The sequence below is a fragment of the Acetobacterium sp. MES1 genome, assembly GCF_002237635.1.
GTDB classification, from domain to species: Bacteria; Bacillota; Clostridia; order Eubacteriales; family Eubacteriaceae; genus Acetobacterium; species Acetobacterium wieringae.
The window spans coordinates 77,393-92,042 of sequence record NZ_MJUY01000006.1; the positions used below are offsets into that span (position 1 = coordinate 77,393).

Below are 14,650 nucleotides of genomic sequence, written 5' to 3' on the forward strand. Positions count from 1 at the left end.
CCGTTAGGCTGATTGGACAAAACGTGCTTCCCGGCCGATACAGGCATCGATGGGGCAGGTTTGACACTCGCAGTAATCCAATAAATCTTCAAAAAGAATGCCGGAAGAACTGTAAAGCGGGCGCATGGTGCTGTAGGGGGTTATTTCCATACCGATGCTTTTGGTGGTGTTACCAAAGGTATTGAAGATAATCTGATTGGCCTCAATCGACCAGTCCGGGATTAGTCCGGGATTGACCATCCCGATTTTATCAAAGCTTTGCTCCAGCTGGATCGTATTTTTCAGATATCGCATTGCTGAAGTCATAACGGGAAGTTTAAGCGAATTTAACAGATATTTTTCGGTCTGATTGAGGTTGGTTGGCATGTCGCCGATGGTCAACAGGTACAAAAACACCTTTTGGTTGTCCGACAAGAGATGTTTCAGGATCTTACTTTTATATACGTGGCCGCCGATCAGAATCGTGTTGCCGGTGGTTGTTTTGACCGAACATTCTTTGAGAATGGCCCGGGGTTTAAACCGTTGGCTTAAAATATTCGCAGCATGACTGTACTCTTCATAGGCAGAGGAATCCGCCTCAAGGGGCTTCTTTCCCAGCAATTTTTCAATATCTGTTCCAATGGGAATCTTTTTGATAACAACGTCTTTCATTTTTTTCCTCTTTTCTTGAGTGTTCAGTTTTTTTATTTCTGCAAAAAAAAATAAAAAAACCTTTTCAAAAAAAGGTTTACAAATGCGGGACTATTTCAGTGACGTCATTAATTAAAGGAGAACGTCATTTCGTTTTCTTCTCACATTTTGCAGCCTTCTTTGAAGCTTCAAACAGATGATGCGTTTACAAAAATATCCTGACTTGGAGGGACTCCCTGCACCCAGCCTTCTCGGTTTTCCCAATGACTGAATACGTCCATATTCTCCTTACAGTAGCAAAGAAACTGTCGCAGATTTTCACCGCGTTCCTTTTGTAAATGCTTTTCTATGCCAATAATAAACTAAAAATGGGTGTTAATCAAGTCTATTATTGTTTTTTTCAAGATGAAGGTAAAATACGTCCTTGGATTAGAGACAATAACTGACTTAAATACTATTTGCAAAGCCGGAGATCTCAGCTACGCTAAAACACAGAAACGGAATTGCTATCCGCTTCTGTGTTTTGAATTGAGATTCGTCTAGTCAACCATAACCATAACAGATGTTGCTTTGATGACCGCAGTTGCATCACCGCCGACGACTAATCCAAGATCTTTGATTGCCGCCATGGAAATTGTTGCTGAAATAATGTTGCCATTTCCAATATCAATTTTCACGATCCCGCTCACCGCACCATCTTCAATTGCAACAATTTTTCCTTTTAACTGGTTTCTCGCACTTAATTTCATCTTGACACCCCCTTTCTGACAAGGTAATCATTACTACCTTTTTAATTTTACCCATTTTAAGCCAGACAAAACGGTGTTAAACGGCGAAGCGCATTTAACCGAAATGATCTCTTGACATAAAAGAAGGGTATACAATATAATAACATTCATAACAAAACAAAACAATACTAAGTGAATCAAAAGGAGAAGTTGAGTGAAACGTAGCGGAAAATGGTTAGCGATTTTATTGGTAATGGGAACACTACTCGGTTTGGTGTCGGGTTGTGGTAGTAATTCAAGTCAGGCCGAAGAAAAGGTTGATACGACAAAAAGTCTTGATGGTCAAACACTGTTTGTATACTGCGGAGCCGGGATGACCAAACCCTTTGGTGAGATTGCCGATCAGTTTAAAGCAGAAACCGGTTGTGACATCCAGGTGGTTTATGCCAATGCCGCTCAAAGCCAGAATCAGATTCAGACAACTGGCGAAGGTGATTTGTTTATTGCTGGCTCGGCTGATGAGCTCAAACCGGTTCAGGATAAGGTAATCGAAAGCATCGATCTGGTTAAACACATTCCGGTGCTGGCGGTAAAAAGCGGCAATCCGCTGGGCATCACTGGCTTAAACGACTTAACCGGGGCCGGGGTCGAAGTCGTGTTGGGGGATAGTGAAGCGACACCGATTGGTAAGATCGCCAATAAGGCCTTAACCGACCTGGGCATTTTAAACAATGTGAATGTCGTCGCCCGGGCCGCAACCGCCCCGGAAATAGCCAATGCCCTGTCGGTGGACGAATGCAATGCAATTATTGTCTGGAAAGAAAATGTGCCAGCCAATGCTGAAATTGTCAATACCCCAGACCTCAATGCCTATGTAAAAACAGTTCCGGCAGCCAAATTAAGCAGCAGTGCCAATACAGAAGCGCTGGCGGCGTTTATGACCTATCTGGATTCAGATCCGGTTAAGACGATTTGGGAAAAAAATGGTTACGAAGTACTCAACTAAACTGTTGGTATGAGAGGGAAAATATCGACCTTTGATTTTTTTGAAATCCTAACCATTATTATTACCTTTATTGTCATTATCTTTACGACGGCGTTGATATTGGCAATTGTACTTAAAGGGATACCCTATTTAGGGGCAGCGTTTTATTCGGATGAAGTACGGTTTTCCATCAGGCTAAGCTTATATACCGCCAGTATTGCGACGCTTATTTGTATGTTGCTGGCGATACCGACCGCTTATGCATTGACCCGAACCGTATTTCCGTTTAAAAAAATATGTCAAATAATAATTGAACTGCCGCTGTCGATGCCCTATCTCGTTTTGGGGCTTAGTTTATTGATTATTTTCTCCTCGGATTTTGGGAAAGCTTTAAAAGAACTGGGGTTTAAAGTCGTATTTGATAAAAATGGGATTATTATCGCCCAGACAGTTGTCAATTTACCGTTTGCCATTCGCTTTATTCGCACGGCATTTGAAGAAGTTGATGAGCGGCTGGAATTTATCTCCGGTAGTCTGGGAGCGACAAAGTGGGAGCGCTTTATCACCATTACCCTGCCCCTCGCCCGAAATGGTATTCTTTCAACGATTATTCTGACATGGTCGAGAGCCTTAGGCGAGTTTGGCGCGACCCTGATGCTAGTCGGTGCGACGCGGATGAAAACCGAAACATTGACGACATCGATATATTTGAATCTGGCGACTGGTGATACTGGAGCCTCGATGGCTTCGGCGACAGTGATTCTGATCATTTCGCTGTTGTCTCTGTTTCTGACAAATTGGATCGGTCGAAAAAATAAGCAAGAAAGCCGGATGAAGGATGTGAACAGATGGTAAATACAATGGTTGAAATCAACAATTATTCTGTCCAATTGGGAAAATTCAAGTTGAATCAGATCAACTTAAACATCGGTGCGAAAGAGATCTTTGCGGTTTTAGGCAGAACCGGGTCGGGCAAGACCGTTTTGCTTGAATCGGTCGCAGGATTTTATCGGAAATTTTCCGGAAAAGTAATGATTCAGGGGATCCCCGTCATCGATGTACCGCTGGAAAAGCGAAATATCGGATTTGTCTATCAGGACTTTGGTTTGTTTCCCCATATGACTGTTTTTGATAATATTACCTATGGCTTAAAAATCCGCAAGATGGACAAAGGCGTTCAAAAAGAAAGGGTCGATAAAATGGCGGAAATATTATCAATCGGCCATATTCTTAAACAGTATCCCGGAACCTTAAGTGGCGGCGAACGACAGCGAACAGCACTGGCTCGGGCTTTGATTTTAAACCCGCAGCTGCTTTTGATGGATGAACCCTTTTCATCTCTGGATCCGGCAACTAAAGAAAACATGTATGATCAGATTAATAAAATTCATGACATTTTCGGGTGTACGATTCTATTTGTGACTCACGATTTCAATGAAGCTCAGCGCATGGCGGATCGAATCGGCATTATGGTCAATGGTGAATTAAAAGCTATCAGAAAAAGTACCGACTTATTCGAGCGGTGTCAGGATGAAGAAATCAATCAGTTTTTGGGCAGGAATTATGAAGGGAGTGTTCAAACATGAAAGAACAGATATTTGCGGTAGACGGGATTATGTGCCCCAAATGTGTCAAGAAAATTACGGACGTATTACTACAAAAAAATGGTATTAGTCAGGTTGGGGTCAGCGATGATTACCAGTCCGTTACAATTCTATTTGACGAGCAGCGGATCATCAACGATACTATCAAAGATAGCATCGAAACAATCGAAGGCAAAGCATTCAAAATAATCACCTGAAACGGAGGAAAAAAGATGTCATTTATATCAATCAACGAGATTGACCAGTTAATTAATGAGGACGTTCCCTATATTGATTTGACCAGCTGGGTTTTGGGGGTCAGGGAACAGCCGGGAAAAATTGCTTATTTTACCCGGGAAGATGCGGTTGTCTGTGGCACCGAAGAAGTCAGTTCGGTCTTTGAGCGCTTACATATCAAAACAGAATCGATGGTGGCTTCAGGGCAGAAAGTCAGTGCCGGTGACGAACTGATTACCGGCACGGGACGGGCCGAAGATTTACATAAAGCCTGGAAGGTGGGTCAGAATATTCTTGATAATTGTTCGGGAATTGCCACCAAAACCCGAAAAATGGTGGATATGGCCAAGAGTGTCAGTCCGAACACAGCGATCTTGACAACCCGGAAGGGATTTCCCGGAACCAAGGCATTGGCGATCAAGTCGATTATGTCCGGCGGGGCCATGCCTCACCGCTTGGGTTTATCGGAAACGATTCTTATTTTTAAACAGCATCTGAATTTTATTGGCGGGTTTGATGGTCTGCTAAAAAAAATGCCGGAGCTCAAAGCGGAATGCTGTGAAAAGAAAATTATTGTCGAAGCCACCACTTTGTCCCAGGCAATTGATCTTTGCCAGGCCGGGGTAGATGGAATCCAGTTTGATAAGCTGACGGTCGAAGATCTGAGCGCAGCGGTTAAGCAGTTGCGCAGTGAATTTCCTGGCGTTGTGCTGCTGGCAGCGGGCGGCATCAATGAGACGAATATTTCCGCTTATGCCAGCACCCAGGTCAATGGTATTGTGACAACCTGTCTCTACAGTGCCAAACCCATTGACGTTGGAGTTAAGATCGGTTAATAGCTTCATTTTAAGATACAAGCATGGTGACTTGTATCTTTTTTGGTTAAGCGACTGTTTCGGATGGATATCGATTTAATCATTTGCATTATTGACATATGCTATTTATAGCTTATAATATTGTATAAGTAGAATTGATTATTCACACAGTGTGAAAAAATTAAGAAAAGAGCGGTGAAACGAAGATGGAAGATAATAAGAGTCAATTGGTCAATGACTATGCGATCGAGAATTTCAAAAGTGGCTTAAATTGTGCAGAAAGTGTATATGATGCGTTATTACGTGCGGGCGTTTTAGATGTTCCCCGGGAAACGATTGCGATGTGTACCGGTTTTGGCGGCGGCATTGGACTTGTCGGTGAAACCTGTGGTGCCTTATCAGCTGCCGTAATGGCAAACAGTGCGGTCTATGGCCGCAAGGATCCCTGGAGCATCGATGCTGAGATTCGTGGACCGGAAGTCGGACAAAAATATTACCGACGGTATAACAATCTGGTCAGAGAATTTTGTGAAAATAATGGTTGTACAACCTGTCGCGATATCTGTGAGCCATTTGAAGATTGGAATGGAAAAGACCGTCGGGTGCACTGTATGAAAATGGTGGGAGAAACCGCTCAATTAGCGTACAAATATCTGCAAATTCCGCAAAATGAAGCCTTCGAGATGCCATATGGCGAAAAAATGAGTGATAACAACAAAAAATGAGTACTAGAAAAGGAGGACGTCGCAAAAATGTATTTAGCGATATCGATGGACGGTAAAACGCTGGAAAATAATGTTTCGCAGCAGTTTGAGACGGGGAAGTATTTATTGGTGGTCGATACTACGAATTTAAGTGTGAGTGCAATTGAAAACTGCCAAGGTTTTTCGGCAGAAAGCTTGGCGCAAAAAGTTATTGATCTTAATTGTGAAGGGATTATCACCGGAGCAATCAGTGATCCGCAGGCCTTTGAGATCCTGGCTGATGCCTGTATTACCCGTTTTCTGGGGTCTGGCAAGACGGGCATGGAAGCCCTTGATTTAATGAAGAAACGTGACCTAAAGCTCATCAGAAACATTGAAGGTACCGATGGTTGTGGTGGCGATCATGACCATCACCATTAAACAATAGCTTATCACAGAAAAAACCCTAAAATATAGGGTTTTTTCTGCGTATAAGGATGATTTAATTACTATCCTTAAAGCCGGATTTCGAGCAATCCGGTCAGCGGATCGCTTATTCGAAATCCGCACCGCAAAAAGATGGGGCTCTAAAATAATCAGGCTTCCCAAACAACAAAATAAACCCCATCCGCTCGCTTTTGCCCCTTGGCCAGCTCGAGATGTCGCAGGACGGACATATTGGTGCTGATTTCATCCGGCGTTAAGCCAAATTTTTCGACGCATTGCGGCATGGTTACACCACCGCAATCTTTCATAAATAAGTAGAGATTCTTTTGCGGATCGGTTAAACCGTCAATGCCGGTCTGGCCGGAATTTTTGCGATCGAGTTTGGCACTGTGAACGGCACTGGGGTCGCAGGTCTGGGTCACCTTATGTTGGCCCATGGCACAATCATCGCAAAAAATCTTTCCTTTGACTTCATAAACATCATCGTCTTCAAGACTGATTCCACAACTAAAACATGTTTGCATAGCTACTCTCCCTGGCATTTCTAAAAATTCTGGTTATTGTAACATACTGATCAAAATAAAAATAATTTTAATCGACAGCCTGATTAACTATATCATATCATTTTTGCGGCGGCCTTGCTATAGCATTGAATAATTTTATCATGATGAGAAATCACGGCGGTAGTTATTGACATATGTTTATTATGGCATATAATACTTATAAACAGCGGAATACAGCGTTGATCGAAGATCATTGTTAAGGTGAGAAAGGACATATTTGAAATGGAAAAAGAGAAGCGACAAGCTGAGTTGATCGGGGCAAAATCACATCAAAATTTAAATACAGGACATAGCAAGTTGGCAAAGGATTTATTCCGACAGGGATATAATTGTTCTCAAGCTGTTTTGCTGGCGTTTAGCGATGAATGTGGCCTGGACTTTGAAACGGCCGCCAGGTTCAGCTCATCCTTCGGCGCAGGCATGGGCAGACTTCGAGAGGTATGTGGTGCGGTGACCGGGATGTTCATGGTGGCAGGTTTGCTTTACGGCTACAGCGATCCCCAGGATCAGTCCGGAAAAACCGCCCATTATCAGCGGATTCAGGAGCTAGCCAAACAATTTGAGGACAAAAACCAGTCGATCATCTGCCGGGAATTACTGGGACTGGGAGCAGGCAAGGATAGTCCGGTTCCGGAGCAGCGAACCGCAGCATACTATCAAAATCGGCCCTGTGAAGCGTTGGTGGGGAATGCAGCAGCGATAATGGCAGCATATATTGAAGGACAAAAATTGCACCAACAGAAATGACACCACTTACTTAGGTTAGCAAAATCGGGAAGCTTAAGGCGAGTAATTAAATTCAAATAGTTATTGACATATGTTTTTAAAGAGGTATAATCATAAGTGATAAAAACATATGTCAATAATAAAAAGGAGAATTTAATGAAAGTAGCAATACCTGCAGATGAAAAAGTTCTGGCGAGTGAAGTATGCATGTCTTTCGGAAGAGCTCCCTATTTTTACATTTATGAGACCACGACAAAAATGGGTGATTTCATTGAAAATGCTGCCGCCAGCAGTCCTGGCGGGGCGGGGGTTAAAGCAGCCCAGATCGTTGTCGATAGCCACGCTGATATCTTAATCACTCCACGATGTGGTGAAAACGCCGCTGAGGTTTTTAAAGCGACGAAACTGGAAATTTATAAAAGCACGCTGGGCTCGATTCAGAATAACATCGATGCGTATATGGATAACAAACTGGCTGTCCTCGACCAGTTTCACGCAGGGTTTCATGGCGTTGGCGGAAACTAAACTATGAAAACGCAATTGATTAATGGAGTATCCCAGGGAACCCTTGGTATTATTTCACGCAAAGTTGGCGACAAGAAAATCGTTGCGCAAATCCTTCAGAATGAGTTTACGGCGGTTGGTTTGTGTCAGGGGGATGTGGTCAGAATGCTGGTAGCCAGTGACATTGCCGAAAAAACGTCTGACGTTGTTGTCACTGAAATCTCAGGGGTTTGTCCACAACATATCATTTGTCTGGCAATTCTGGGTGATGTAACATCAGTGGAAGCAGCCTTGAAAGCCATAGAAAGTAGGTTGATGAGTAAGTGAAATTAGCAGTGCTCAGCGGCAAAGGTGGAACCGGCAAAACGCTGGTAGCGGTTAATCTGGCAGCTGTGGCGAACAATTCCGTTTATGTCGATTGTGATGTCGAAGAGCCAAATGGACATTTGTTTTTTAAACCGGTCGAGATAAAGAAGGAAAAGGTCAGCATCAAAATACCTGTTGTTGACGAAGATCTTTGTCTGGGGTGCCGGAAATGTGTCGACTTTTGTAAATTCAACGCCCTCGCCGCCATTATCAACAAGTTAATTGTTTTTGATGATATTTGTCACTCATGCGGGGGTTGCATCATGCTTTGTCCGAGCCACGCTTTGACCGAAAAGGACAAGGTCATTGGAAAAATAAATAGCGGTATTTCCGAAGAGGTCAAGGTGATTTCCGGTATTTTAAATACGGGTGAAGCATCGGGAATACCCATTATCAAAGAACTGCTGAATAAAATAGCAGCCGAAGAAAAGATGACATTGATTGACTGTCCGCCTGGCAGTGCCTGCATTGTGATGGAAAGCATCCGGGACGTTGATTATTGTATTTTAGTGGCAGAACCGACAGTATTTGGCCTGCACAATCTGGCCCTGATTTATCAGCTGGTGAAGCTGTTTAATAAACCCCATGGTGTTGTCATCAATAAATGGATGGCCGGTGAAAATCTGATTGAACAGTTTTGCAACGACAATCAGATCACGGTATTAAGTAAGATTCCTTTTGAAAGTGAATTGGGAGCAATTAATTCTGATGGGGAAATTGCGGCAAAAAGCGAAAAATACTATGGTTTATTCTCGGAGTTGCAAAAAACAGTCGTTAAGGAGGTGGAACATGAAACAGTTACTCATTCTTAGCGGTAAAGGTGGTACCGGAAAAACAACCCTAGCCAGTGCATTTATAAAGATGGCCCAGGCAAAAGTATACGCGGATTGTGATGTCGATGCGCCTAATTTGCATCTGGTTTTAAAGCAGTCGGTAAAGCCGCAGGTTAACGATTTTTTCGGGATGCCAAAGGCCGAAATCAATCCAACGCTGTGTGCCAAGTGCCATCGCTGCCTGGAACATTGCCGTTTTGAGGCGATTTCAGTCAATGATGGCAGTTATCGGGTTGATTCGTTCGCATGTGAAGGCTGCGGTGTCTGTGAAATGGTTTGTCCAGTCCGGGCGATCACTCTAAAACCCCATATTGCCGGTGAACTGATGCTGTATGACAATAAAGAGAGTCTCTTTTCCACCGCTTTGCTTAAAATGGGCAGTGGAACATCGGGGATGCTGGTCACCGAAGTGAAGAAGCAAATGAAAGCGGTTGATGTCGGTGCTGACTTGGCCATCATTGACGGATCACCGGGAATTGGTTGTCCGGTGATTGCATCGATCAGTGGGGTGGATTTGGTGCTGATTGTTGCGGAGCCATCGGTTTCCGGGATCAGTGATTTGGAACGGATCATTAAAACGGCACAGACCTTTCATACGAAAACCGCTGTCTGTGTCAACAAATTCGATACCAATTTGAAAAAAACTGAAGCGATTATGGCCTATTGTAAAGAACAGGACATTCCCTATATGGGTAACATTCCTTATGATGAAAATGCTGTTAAAGCTATCAATCAGGGCTTGACCATTGTGGACATCGTTTGTGATGCGGGTTTGGCAGCCCAGGAAGTATTTAACAATACCTTAGAAGTATTATTGAAGAAATAGTTTGAAGATTAAGATAGTTATTGACATATGCTGTTAATGTATTATAATGTTTTTGTTAATCGCATATGTCAGTAACAATGCGAATCAATCAGTAACGATAATTTGGAGGAAGATTATGAAAATTGCATTACCAACTCGTGAGAATTATATTGATGGCCATTTTGGTCACTGTGAGTATTATACGGTGTTTACCATTGATGACAGCAGCAAAGAGATATTAAGTCAGGAGACCATTGCTTCCCCTCAAGGTTGCGGCTGTAAATCCAATATTGCTACCACGCTGGCCGAAATGGGTGTCAGTCTGTTGCTTGCTGGCAATATGGGTGAAGGGGCAGTCAATGTCTTGAGTCGCGCGGGTATCGAAGTGGTTCGCGGATGTTCCGGGGATGTCAAAGAAGTGGCATTGAGCTGGTTGGCCGGATCCGTAATGGATTCTGGCGAAATGTGTCATGCCCACGAAGCGGGCCATGAATGTCAGCACTAAGCCCTTATAAAAACAGTTTTGATAAGGAGTATTAAGCGATGCCCAGACCTGTAAAATGGAAAAAAGTCTGTTGTCTGCCGGAAACGGATTTATTTGGACCCCTTAACGCCAAAAATACAGAAGAGGGTGTCATCACTATGACGGTTGAGGAGTATGAAACCATCCGTCTGATTGACCTGGAAGGGCTGCTTCAGGAAGAATGTGCCGAAAGTATGCATGTGGCACGAACAACGGTTCAAAAAATATATAACGATGCCCGCAAAAAACTGGCCGATGCGTTGGTTAACGGCAATGTCTTAAAGATCGAAGGCGGAAATTATAAGCTGTGCGAAGAAGGCCAGGAAACCTACGGCTGTAGCCGCTGCCGCAAACGTCGGGGCAATGGCCGTTGTGATCAGACGCAGATTTAAAAATCAATATAGCAAACAATAGGCAATTGCGAAACTGGGTGCAAAGTTCACGCTATTTTGGAATTGCCTGTAGCAAACAATTGAAAGAGGAGAATTTTTATGAGTGAAGAGTGTAGTCAATCCTGTGGGACTTGCGGCGAAGAATGTGCCGATCGAAAAGTTGATTTTTCCGAGCAGCCGCATGAACTAAGCAAGATAAAAAAAGTTATTGGTGTCGTCAGTGGCAAGGGTGGCGTTGGTAAATCGATGGTAACCTCGCTGATGGCGGTAAGCATGAAGCGACAGGGATATAATACCGCCATTCTTGATGCCGATATTACCGGTCCGTCGATTCCCAAAGCCTTTGGCATCAAAGAAAAAGCCATGCCTTCAGAATTGGGATTGTTTCCGATCACCAGTAAAACCGGGATTGAAATCATGTCAATTAATCTGTTGCTGGAAAATGATACCGATCCGGTAGTCTGGCGCGGCCCGATTATTGCCAACACCGTTAAGCAGTTCTGGACCGATGTGATCTGGGGCGATGTTGACTATATGTTTGTCGATATGCCACCAGGAACCGGCGATGTGCCATTAACGGTCTTTCAATCGTTACCAGTAGATGGTATTATTATTGTCACCTCACCCCAGGAGTTGGTTTCGATGATTGTTGCCAAAGCCGTCAACATGGCCAAGATGATGAACATACCAGTAATTGGTCTGGTGGAAAACATGTCTTACTTTGAATGTCCGGACTGCGACAAAAAGCACTACTTATTTGGCGAAAGTCGGATTGAAGAAGTGGCCAAACAGTATGGCATCGATGTTGTCGCCAAAATGCCGATTGATTCTTCGCTGGCTGGCGGCTGTGATAAAGGTCTGATTGAGTTATTTGAGAATAATTGGTTGGATCCGATCATGCAAACACTGGAAAAAAGTGAACAATCAGATCCGTTGTTTGCGCCAGAATTTGCCGGTCAGGATATCCCGGCTCAGACGGGGAGTCGAGTTTAATTAACCGTTTATAGAATTATGAAAAAAACTAATTATTGACAAATGTTATTAATTAGGGTAAACTAACGTCAACTCAATCGTGTTATAAAAATAAGCCAATAAGGCATATACTTCTTGAAAGAAGTTGTGTTTTGTTGGCTTTTTTTTGAAAAAATTGAAAGCAGGTATTGTTATGAATGAATCAAAAACAAAAAATCTTGTAGGAACAGGTCTTTGTATGGCCTTAGGGCTCTTACTTCCTCAGTTGTTTCACGCCATTGGAGCTGGTACCGTATTTTTACCTATGCATATTCCCGTTTTACTTTGTGGTCTTTGCTTTGGGTGGCAGTATGGTTTGATCTGTGGGGTCATCACGCCCTTATTGTCTTCAATTTTAACCGGGATGCCGCCCATTTTTCCGGTGGGATTAACGATGATGTTTGAACTTGCGGCTTATGGCGCTTTAACGGGTCTATTGTACCGGAAATTTAATTTGAACATCTATGTTGCTTTAATTGGTTCCATGCTGGCTGGGCGCATCGTTTCAGGACTTGCTTCGACTCTTTTTTATGGTATGGCGGGAAAAGAATACGGATTACAACTCTTTTTAACCGGAGCTTTTGTGACGTCGATACCCGGTATTATACTGCAAATCATCATTATCCCATTATTGGTCATTGCTTTGGAAAAAGGTCGTGTTGTTACACAGCCGATAAAATTAAGTGCATAGGAGTGTTCCAATGAATCATTGTCAATCAACGAAAGAATATTTTAATAGCATTGCAAATAAGTGGGACACGATGTGCCATCATGATTCCGAAAAAATATCGGCAATTCTAACCTTGGCAAATATTAAGAAAGATAGTCGTGTTCTGGATATTGCTACCGGGACTGGGGTGCTGATACCGCATTTACTAAAGACGGAACCTACTGAAGTTAAGGCTATCGATCTTTCAGAATTAATGATCGCACAGGCGCAAAAAAATCATGCTGACAATCAGGTTCGATTTGAAGTGGCTAATTTTTACGAGTTCGATCAAACTGGATTTGATTTTGCAATCGCCTATAGTGCATATCCTCACTTTTTGGATAAGGAAGGGTTTGTCCGGCATCTTGCTGAGAGTTTGAATTCTCAGGGTCGTTTTATGATTGCTCACAGTGAAAGCAAAGAAACAATTAATGGTAGACATTCTGGAGATCAAGTCCGAAAAGTTTCAGCTTCGCTAAAAGATGCGATGACCGAGTCCAATTACTTTAAAGCCGCATTTGATATTGACATTCTTGTTGATACGGATGAAATGTATATTATTTCCGGGAAAAAGAAATAAACCACAGTAATCCATTAGAAAACATTTCTTTGTCTGAATTAGAAGTTGCTTTTGTAAAAATGACCTGGATACAAACTATATCTGTGATACAGTTTGTATCCAGTTTTTTAGATTGTCATACAATTTATTTTATTTTCTAGAGTAGCTATATAGCGTATCCCAATAGTGCTTAATGTGTGTTCACGGCGCATGATATAACCAGCGTGTAAAATCTGATTGTGTTCTGAAAACTCGATTGCCTGAATCTCGTTTAATTTTGAGTGCATCTTGTCACCATCACTGTTGGTCAGATCCGGACCAATACTGAAACAATCGGTGCCGCGAACCAGGGCGATTTTGGTGCAGCGGTCAATCACATGTATATTTTTATCGAGGATTTCATTGAACAAAATTTCTTCGGAAAAATGAAGCAGATTGTCGTCGCCCTGATCATAGGTTACAAAGGGGTAGGGTTTCAGCTCATCAAGAGTGAGTGAGTCTTTTTGGGCGAGGGGATGCAGTTTTCTAAGAAAAACATAGGATTTGATTTTCCCCAGAATATGAAAAGCGAGATTACTGGTATCCAAAAGTTTTTGCATGGTATTCAGGTAATGATCATTGATGCACATGACGCCGATTTCGCTGCGGCGGGTGGCGACATCGTGGATGACCTCATGGGTTGGACCTTCCCGAATGGCAATATCATAGCGATCCAAGCCGATTTCATCGATGATCTTGATAAACGACATGGTCGAAAAGGGCAGCCGCTGGGTGGAGACGGAAAAGCGCATCGGGATCGATTTCTGATGCTGGTAACGTCGTTCCAGATATTCGGCCTGTTCGACGATATCCCGGGCATGGTTCAGATAATCCTGACCTTCATAGGTTAATTCAACGCCGCGACTGTTCCGCTTGAATAATTGAATACCCAGGCTTAGCTCCACTTCCTTGATTGCAGTCGATAAGGTGGATTGGGAAATATAAAGCGCTTTGGCTGCCGCCGAAATCGACTGATGCCTTGAAATTTCGATCATATATTTCATGTTTTGTAGTGAAATCATCGCGTTCCTCCTGTTTTTTTATTCCTATACTATCAAAAATATTGATAGCTGGCAATTGGAAATTAGAAGACCTGGGCTAATTGTTTGAGCTTCTTACTTGTGATATAATACGTCTCAATTGAATAACAAAGTGTAGTATGAAAATCGGTTAAAATCCGATGCGGTACCGCCACTGTAAAAGTGAGCCGCTGTAAATTGATCAACACTGGAAAGAAATTTCTGGGAAGTTGTTACAGCCGGCGATGATCTTAAGCCAGGATGCTTCTATATTTTGTGATAACCAAGCCTAACGGATTATTGGGCGAGGAATTTATTTTTTATAATAAAACTCTTCTGTTTAATAATTCAGAAGAGTTTTTTTTATTTTAGACTTTAGTCTGTTGAGCACGCAAAACGTGCGAAATAATAAACCACCTGCTATGCGGGTGGTGGGCAAAAGGGTTATACCCAAAAATCACCTTTCCATGTAAGATAGAGATGTTCAGGCTCT

The 14,650-nt window shown here is 42.8% G+C and carries 21 protein-coding genes and 2 riboswitches; of the genes, 17 read left to right on the forward strand and 4 right to left on the reverse strand.

The features are described from left to right. Nucleotides 1-3 precede the first annotated feature (3 nt). Both BI182_RS01785 and BI182_RS01790 read right to left on the reverse strand, forming a co-directional pair. Nucleotides 4-651, reverse strand: a complete 648-nt coding sequence (locus BI182_RS01785; RefSeq protein ID WP_286805099.1) for a hypothetical protein — start codon at nucleotides 649-651, stop codon at nucleotides 4-6. Between the two features lie 175 nt (nucleotides 652-826). Next, nucleotides 827-1,001, reverse strand: a riboswitch (cobalamin riboswitch). Between the two features lie 168 nt (nucleotides 1,002-1,169). Beyond that, a complete protein-coding gene (locus BI182_RS01790; RefSeq protein ID WP_070372426.1) occupies nucleotides 1,170-1,379 on the reverse strand; it encodes a TOBE domain-containing protein in 210 nt (69 codons plus the stop codon). 193 nt (nucleotides 1,380-1,572) lie between these two features. Between BI182_RS01790 and BI182_RS01795 the strand changes: the two genes are divergently transcribed. The 7 genes from BI182_RS01795 to BI182_RS01825 all read left to right on the forward strand — a co-directional run bounded on the left by BI182_RS01795 (nucleotide 1,573) and on the right by BI182_RS01825 (nucleotide 6,102). Further along, the gene (locus tag BI182_RS01795) at nucleotides 1,573-2,364 is read left to right on the forward strand and encodes a substrate-binding domain-containing protein (protein WP_286805102.1); all 792 of its coding nucleotides are present in this window, start codon (nucleotides 1,573-1,575) and stop codon (nucleotides 2,362-2,364) included. A 9-nt stretch (nucleotides 2,365-2,373) separates the two neighbouring features. Further along, entirely contained in the window at nucleotides 2,374-3,198 is an 825-nt protein-coding gene (locus BI182_RS01800; protein ID WP_286805103.1) for an ABC transporter permease, read from the forward strand. Further along, complete coding sequence (locus BI182_RS01805; RefSeq protein ID WP_286805105.1) at nucleotides 3,192-3,929, forward strand: ATP-binding cassette domain-containing protein; 738 nt, start codon at nucleotides 3,192-3,194, stop codon at nucleotides 3,927-3,929. The genes BI182_RS01800 and BI182_RS01805 overlap by 7 nt, the downstream gene beginning before the upstream one ends. Beyond that, the gene (locus tag BI182_RS01810) at nucleotides 3,926-4,144 is read left to right on the forward strand and encodes a heavy-metal-associated domain-containing protein (protein WP_286805106.1); all 219 of its coding nucleotides are present in this window, start codon (nucleotides 3,926-3,928) and stop codon (nucleotides 4,142-4,144) included. The genes BI182_RS01805 and BI182_RS01810 overlap by 4 nt, the downstream gene beginning before the upstream one ends. A 15-nt stretch (nucleotides 4,145-4,159) precedes the next feature. Further along, nucleotides 4,160-4,999 (forward strand): ModD protein, encoded by an 840-nt coding sequence (modD, locus tag BI182_RS01815; RefSeq protein WP_286805107.1) that lies wholly within the window; start codon nucleotides 4,160-4,162, stop codon nucleotides 4,997-4,999. A gap of 185 nt (nucleotides 5,000-5,184) precedes the next feature. Next, a complete protein-coding gene (locus BI182_RS01820) occupies nucleotides 5,185-5,703 on the forward strand; it encodes a C-GCAxxG-C-C family protein (protein ID WP_286805109.1) in 519 nt (172 codons plus the stop codon). Between the two features lie 27 nt (nucleotides 5,704-5,730). Beyond that, on the forward strand, nucleotides 5,731-6,102 hold the full coding sequence (locus BI182_RS01825) for a NifB/NifX family molybdenum-iron cluster-binding protein (RefSeq protein ID WP_070372432.1): 372 nt from the start codon (nucleotides 5,731-5,733) through the stop codon (nucleotides 6,100-6,102). A 155-nt stretch (nucleotides 6,103-6,257) separates the two neighbouring features. On the opposite strand, the gene BI182_RS01830 is transcribed toward BI182_RS01825, so the two are convergent. Continuing rightward, nucleotides 6,258-6,632 carry an LIM domain-containing protein gene (locus BI182_RS01830; protein ID WP_286805111.1) on the reverse strand — a complete coding sequence of 125 codons (375 nt, stop codon included), beginning with the start codon at nucleotides 6,630-6,632 and terminating at the stop codon, nucleotides 6,258-6,260. 261 nt (nucleotides 6,633-6,893) lie between these two features. On the opposite strand from BI182_RS01830, the gene BI182_RS01835 reads away from it, so the two are divergent. From BI182_RS01835 to BI182_RS01880, 10 genes are all read left to right on the forward strand, one after another. Further along, nucleotides 6,894-7,418: a C-GCAxxG-C-C family protein gene (locus BI182_RS01835; RefSeq protein ID WP_286805113.1), complete on the forward strand. Its 525-nt coding sequence runs from the start codon at nucleotides 6,894-6,896 to the stop codon at nucleotides 7,416-7,418. Nucleotides 7,419-7,553: 135 nt separating this feature from the next. Beyond that, entirely contained in the window at nucleotides 7,554-7,922 is a 369-nt protein-coding gene (locus BI182_RS01840) for a NifB/NifX family molybdenum-iron cluster-binding protein (RefSeq protein ID WP_286805115.1), read from the forward strand. A gap of 3 nt (nucleotides 7,923-7,925) precedes the next feature. Then, a complete protein-coding gene (locus BI182_RS01845) occupies nucleotides 7,926-8,228 on the forward strand; it encodes a BMC domain-containing protein (protein ID WP_070372436.1) in 303 nt (100 codons plus the stop codon). Next, entirely contained in the window at nucleotides 8,225-9,079 is an 855-nt protein-coding gene (locus BI182_RS01850; RefSeq protein WP_286805118.1) for a nucleotide-binding protein, read from the forward strand. The genes BI182_RS01845 and BI182_RS01850 overlap by 4 nt, the downstream gene beginning before the upstream one ends. Further along, on the forward strand, nucleotides 9,057-9,926 hold the full coding sequence (locus BI182_RS01855; protein ID WP_286805119.1) for an ATP-binding protein: 870 nt from the start codon (nucleotides 9,057-9,059) through the stop codon (nucleotides 9,924-9,926). Before BI182_RS01850 ends, BI182_RS01855 begins: the two co-directional genes overlap by 23 nt. Before the next feature lie 115 nt (nucleotides 9,927-10,041). Then, nucleotides 10,042-10,410, forward strand: coding sequence for a NifB/NifX family molybdenum-iron cluster-binding protein (locus BI182_RS01860; protein WP_228880909.1), 369 nt, complete (start codon nucleotides 10,042-10,044; stop codon nucleotides 10,408-10,410). A 38-nt stretch (nucleotides 10,411-10,448) separates the two neighbouring features. Next, a complete protein-coding gene (locus tag BI182_RS01865; protein ID WP_070372441.1) occupies nucleotides 10,449-10,820 on the forward strand; it encodes a DUF134 domain-containing protein in 372 nt (123 codons plus the stop codon). A 99-nt stretch (nucleotides 10,821-10,919) separates the two neighbouring features. Beyond that, the gene (locus BI182_RS01870; protein WP_286805122.1) at nucleotides 10,920-11,813 is read left to right on the forward strand and encodes an Mrp/NBP35 family ATP-binding protein; all 894 of its coding nucleotides are present in this window, start codon (nucleotides 10,920-10,922) and stop codon (nucleotides 11,811-11,813) included. Between the two features lie 172 nt (nucleotides 11,814-11,985). Beyond that, nucleotides 11,986-12,522, forward strand: coding sequence for an ECF transporter S component (locus BI182_RS01875; protein ID WP_286805124.1), 537 nt, complete (start codon nucleotides 11,986-11,988; stop codon nucleotides 12,520-12,522). 10 nt (nucleotides 12,523-12,532) lie between these two features. Beyond that, the gene (locus BI182_RS01880; protein WP_286805126.1) at nucleotides 12,533-13,120 is read left to right on the forward strand and encodes a class I SAM-dependent methyltransferase; all 588 of its coding nucleotides are present in this window, start codon (nucleotides 12,533-12,535) and stop codon (nucleotides 13,118-13,120) included. Nucleotides 13,121-13,227: 107 nt separating this feature from the next. Here the strand turns inward: BI182_RS01880 and BI182_RS01885 are convergent, their stop codons facing one another. Continuing rightward, a complete protein-coding gene (locus tag BI182_RS01885; RefSeq protein ID WP_070372444.1) occupies nucleotides 13,228-14,160 on the reverse strand; it encodes a LysR family transcriptional regulator in 933 nt (310 codons plus the stop codon). Nucleotides 14,161-14,248: 88 nt separating this feature from the next. Next, nucleotides 14,249-14,443: riboswitch (cobalamin riboswitch) on the forward strand. Nucleotides 14,444-14,650: the final 207 nt, after the last annotated feature.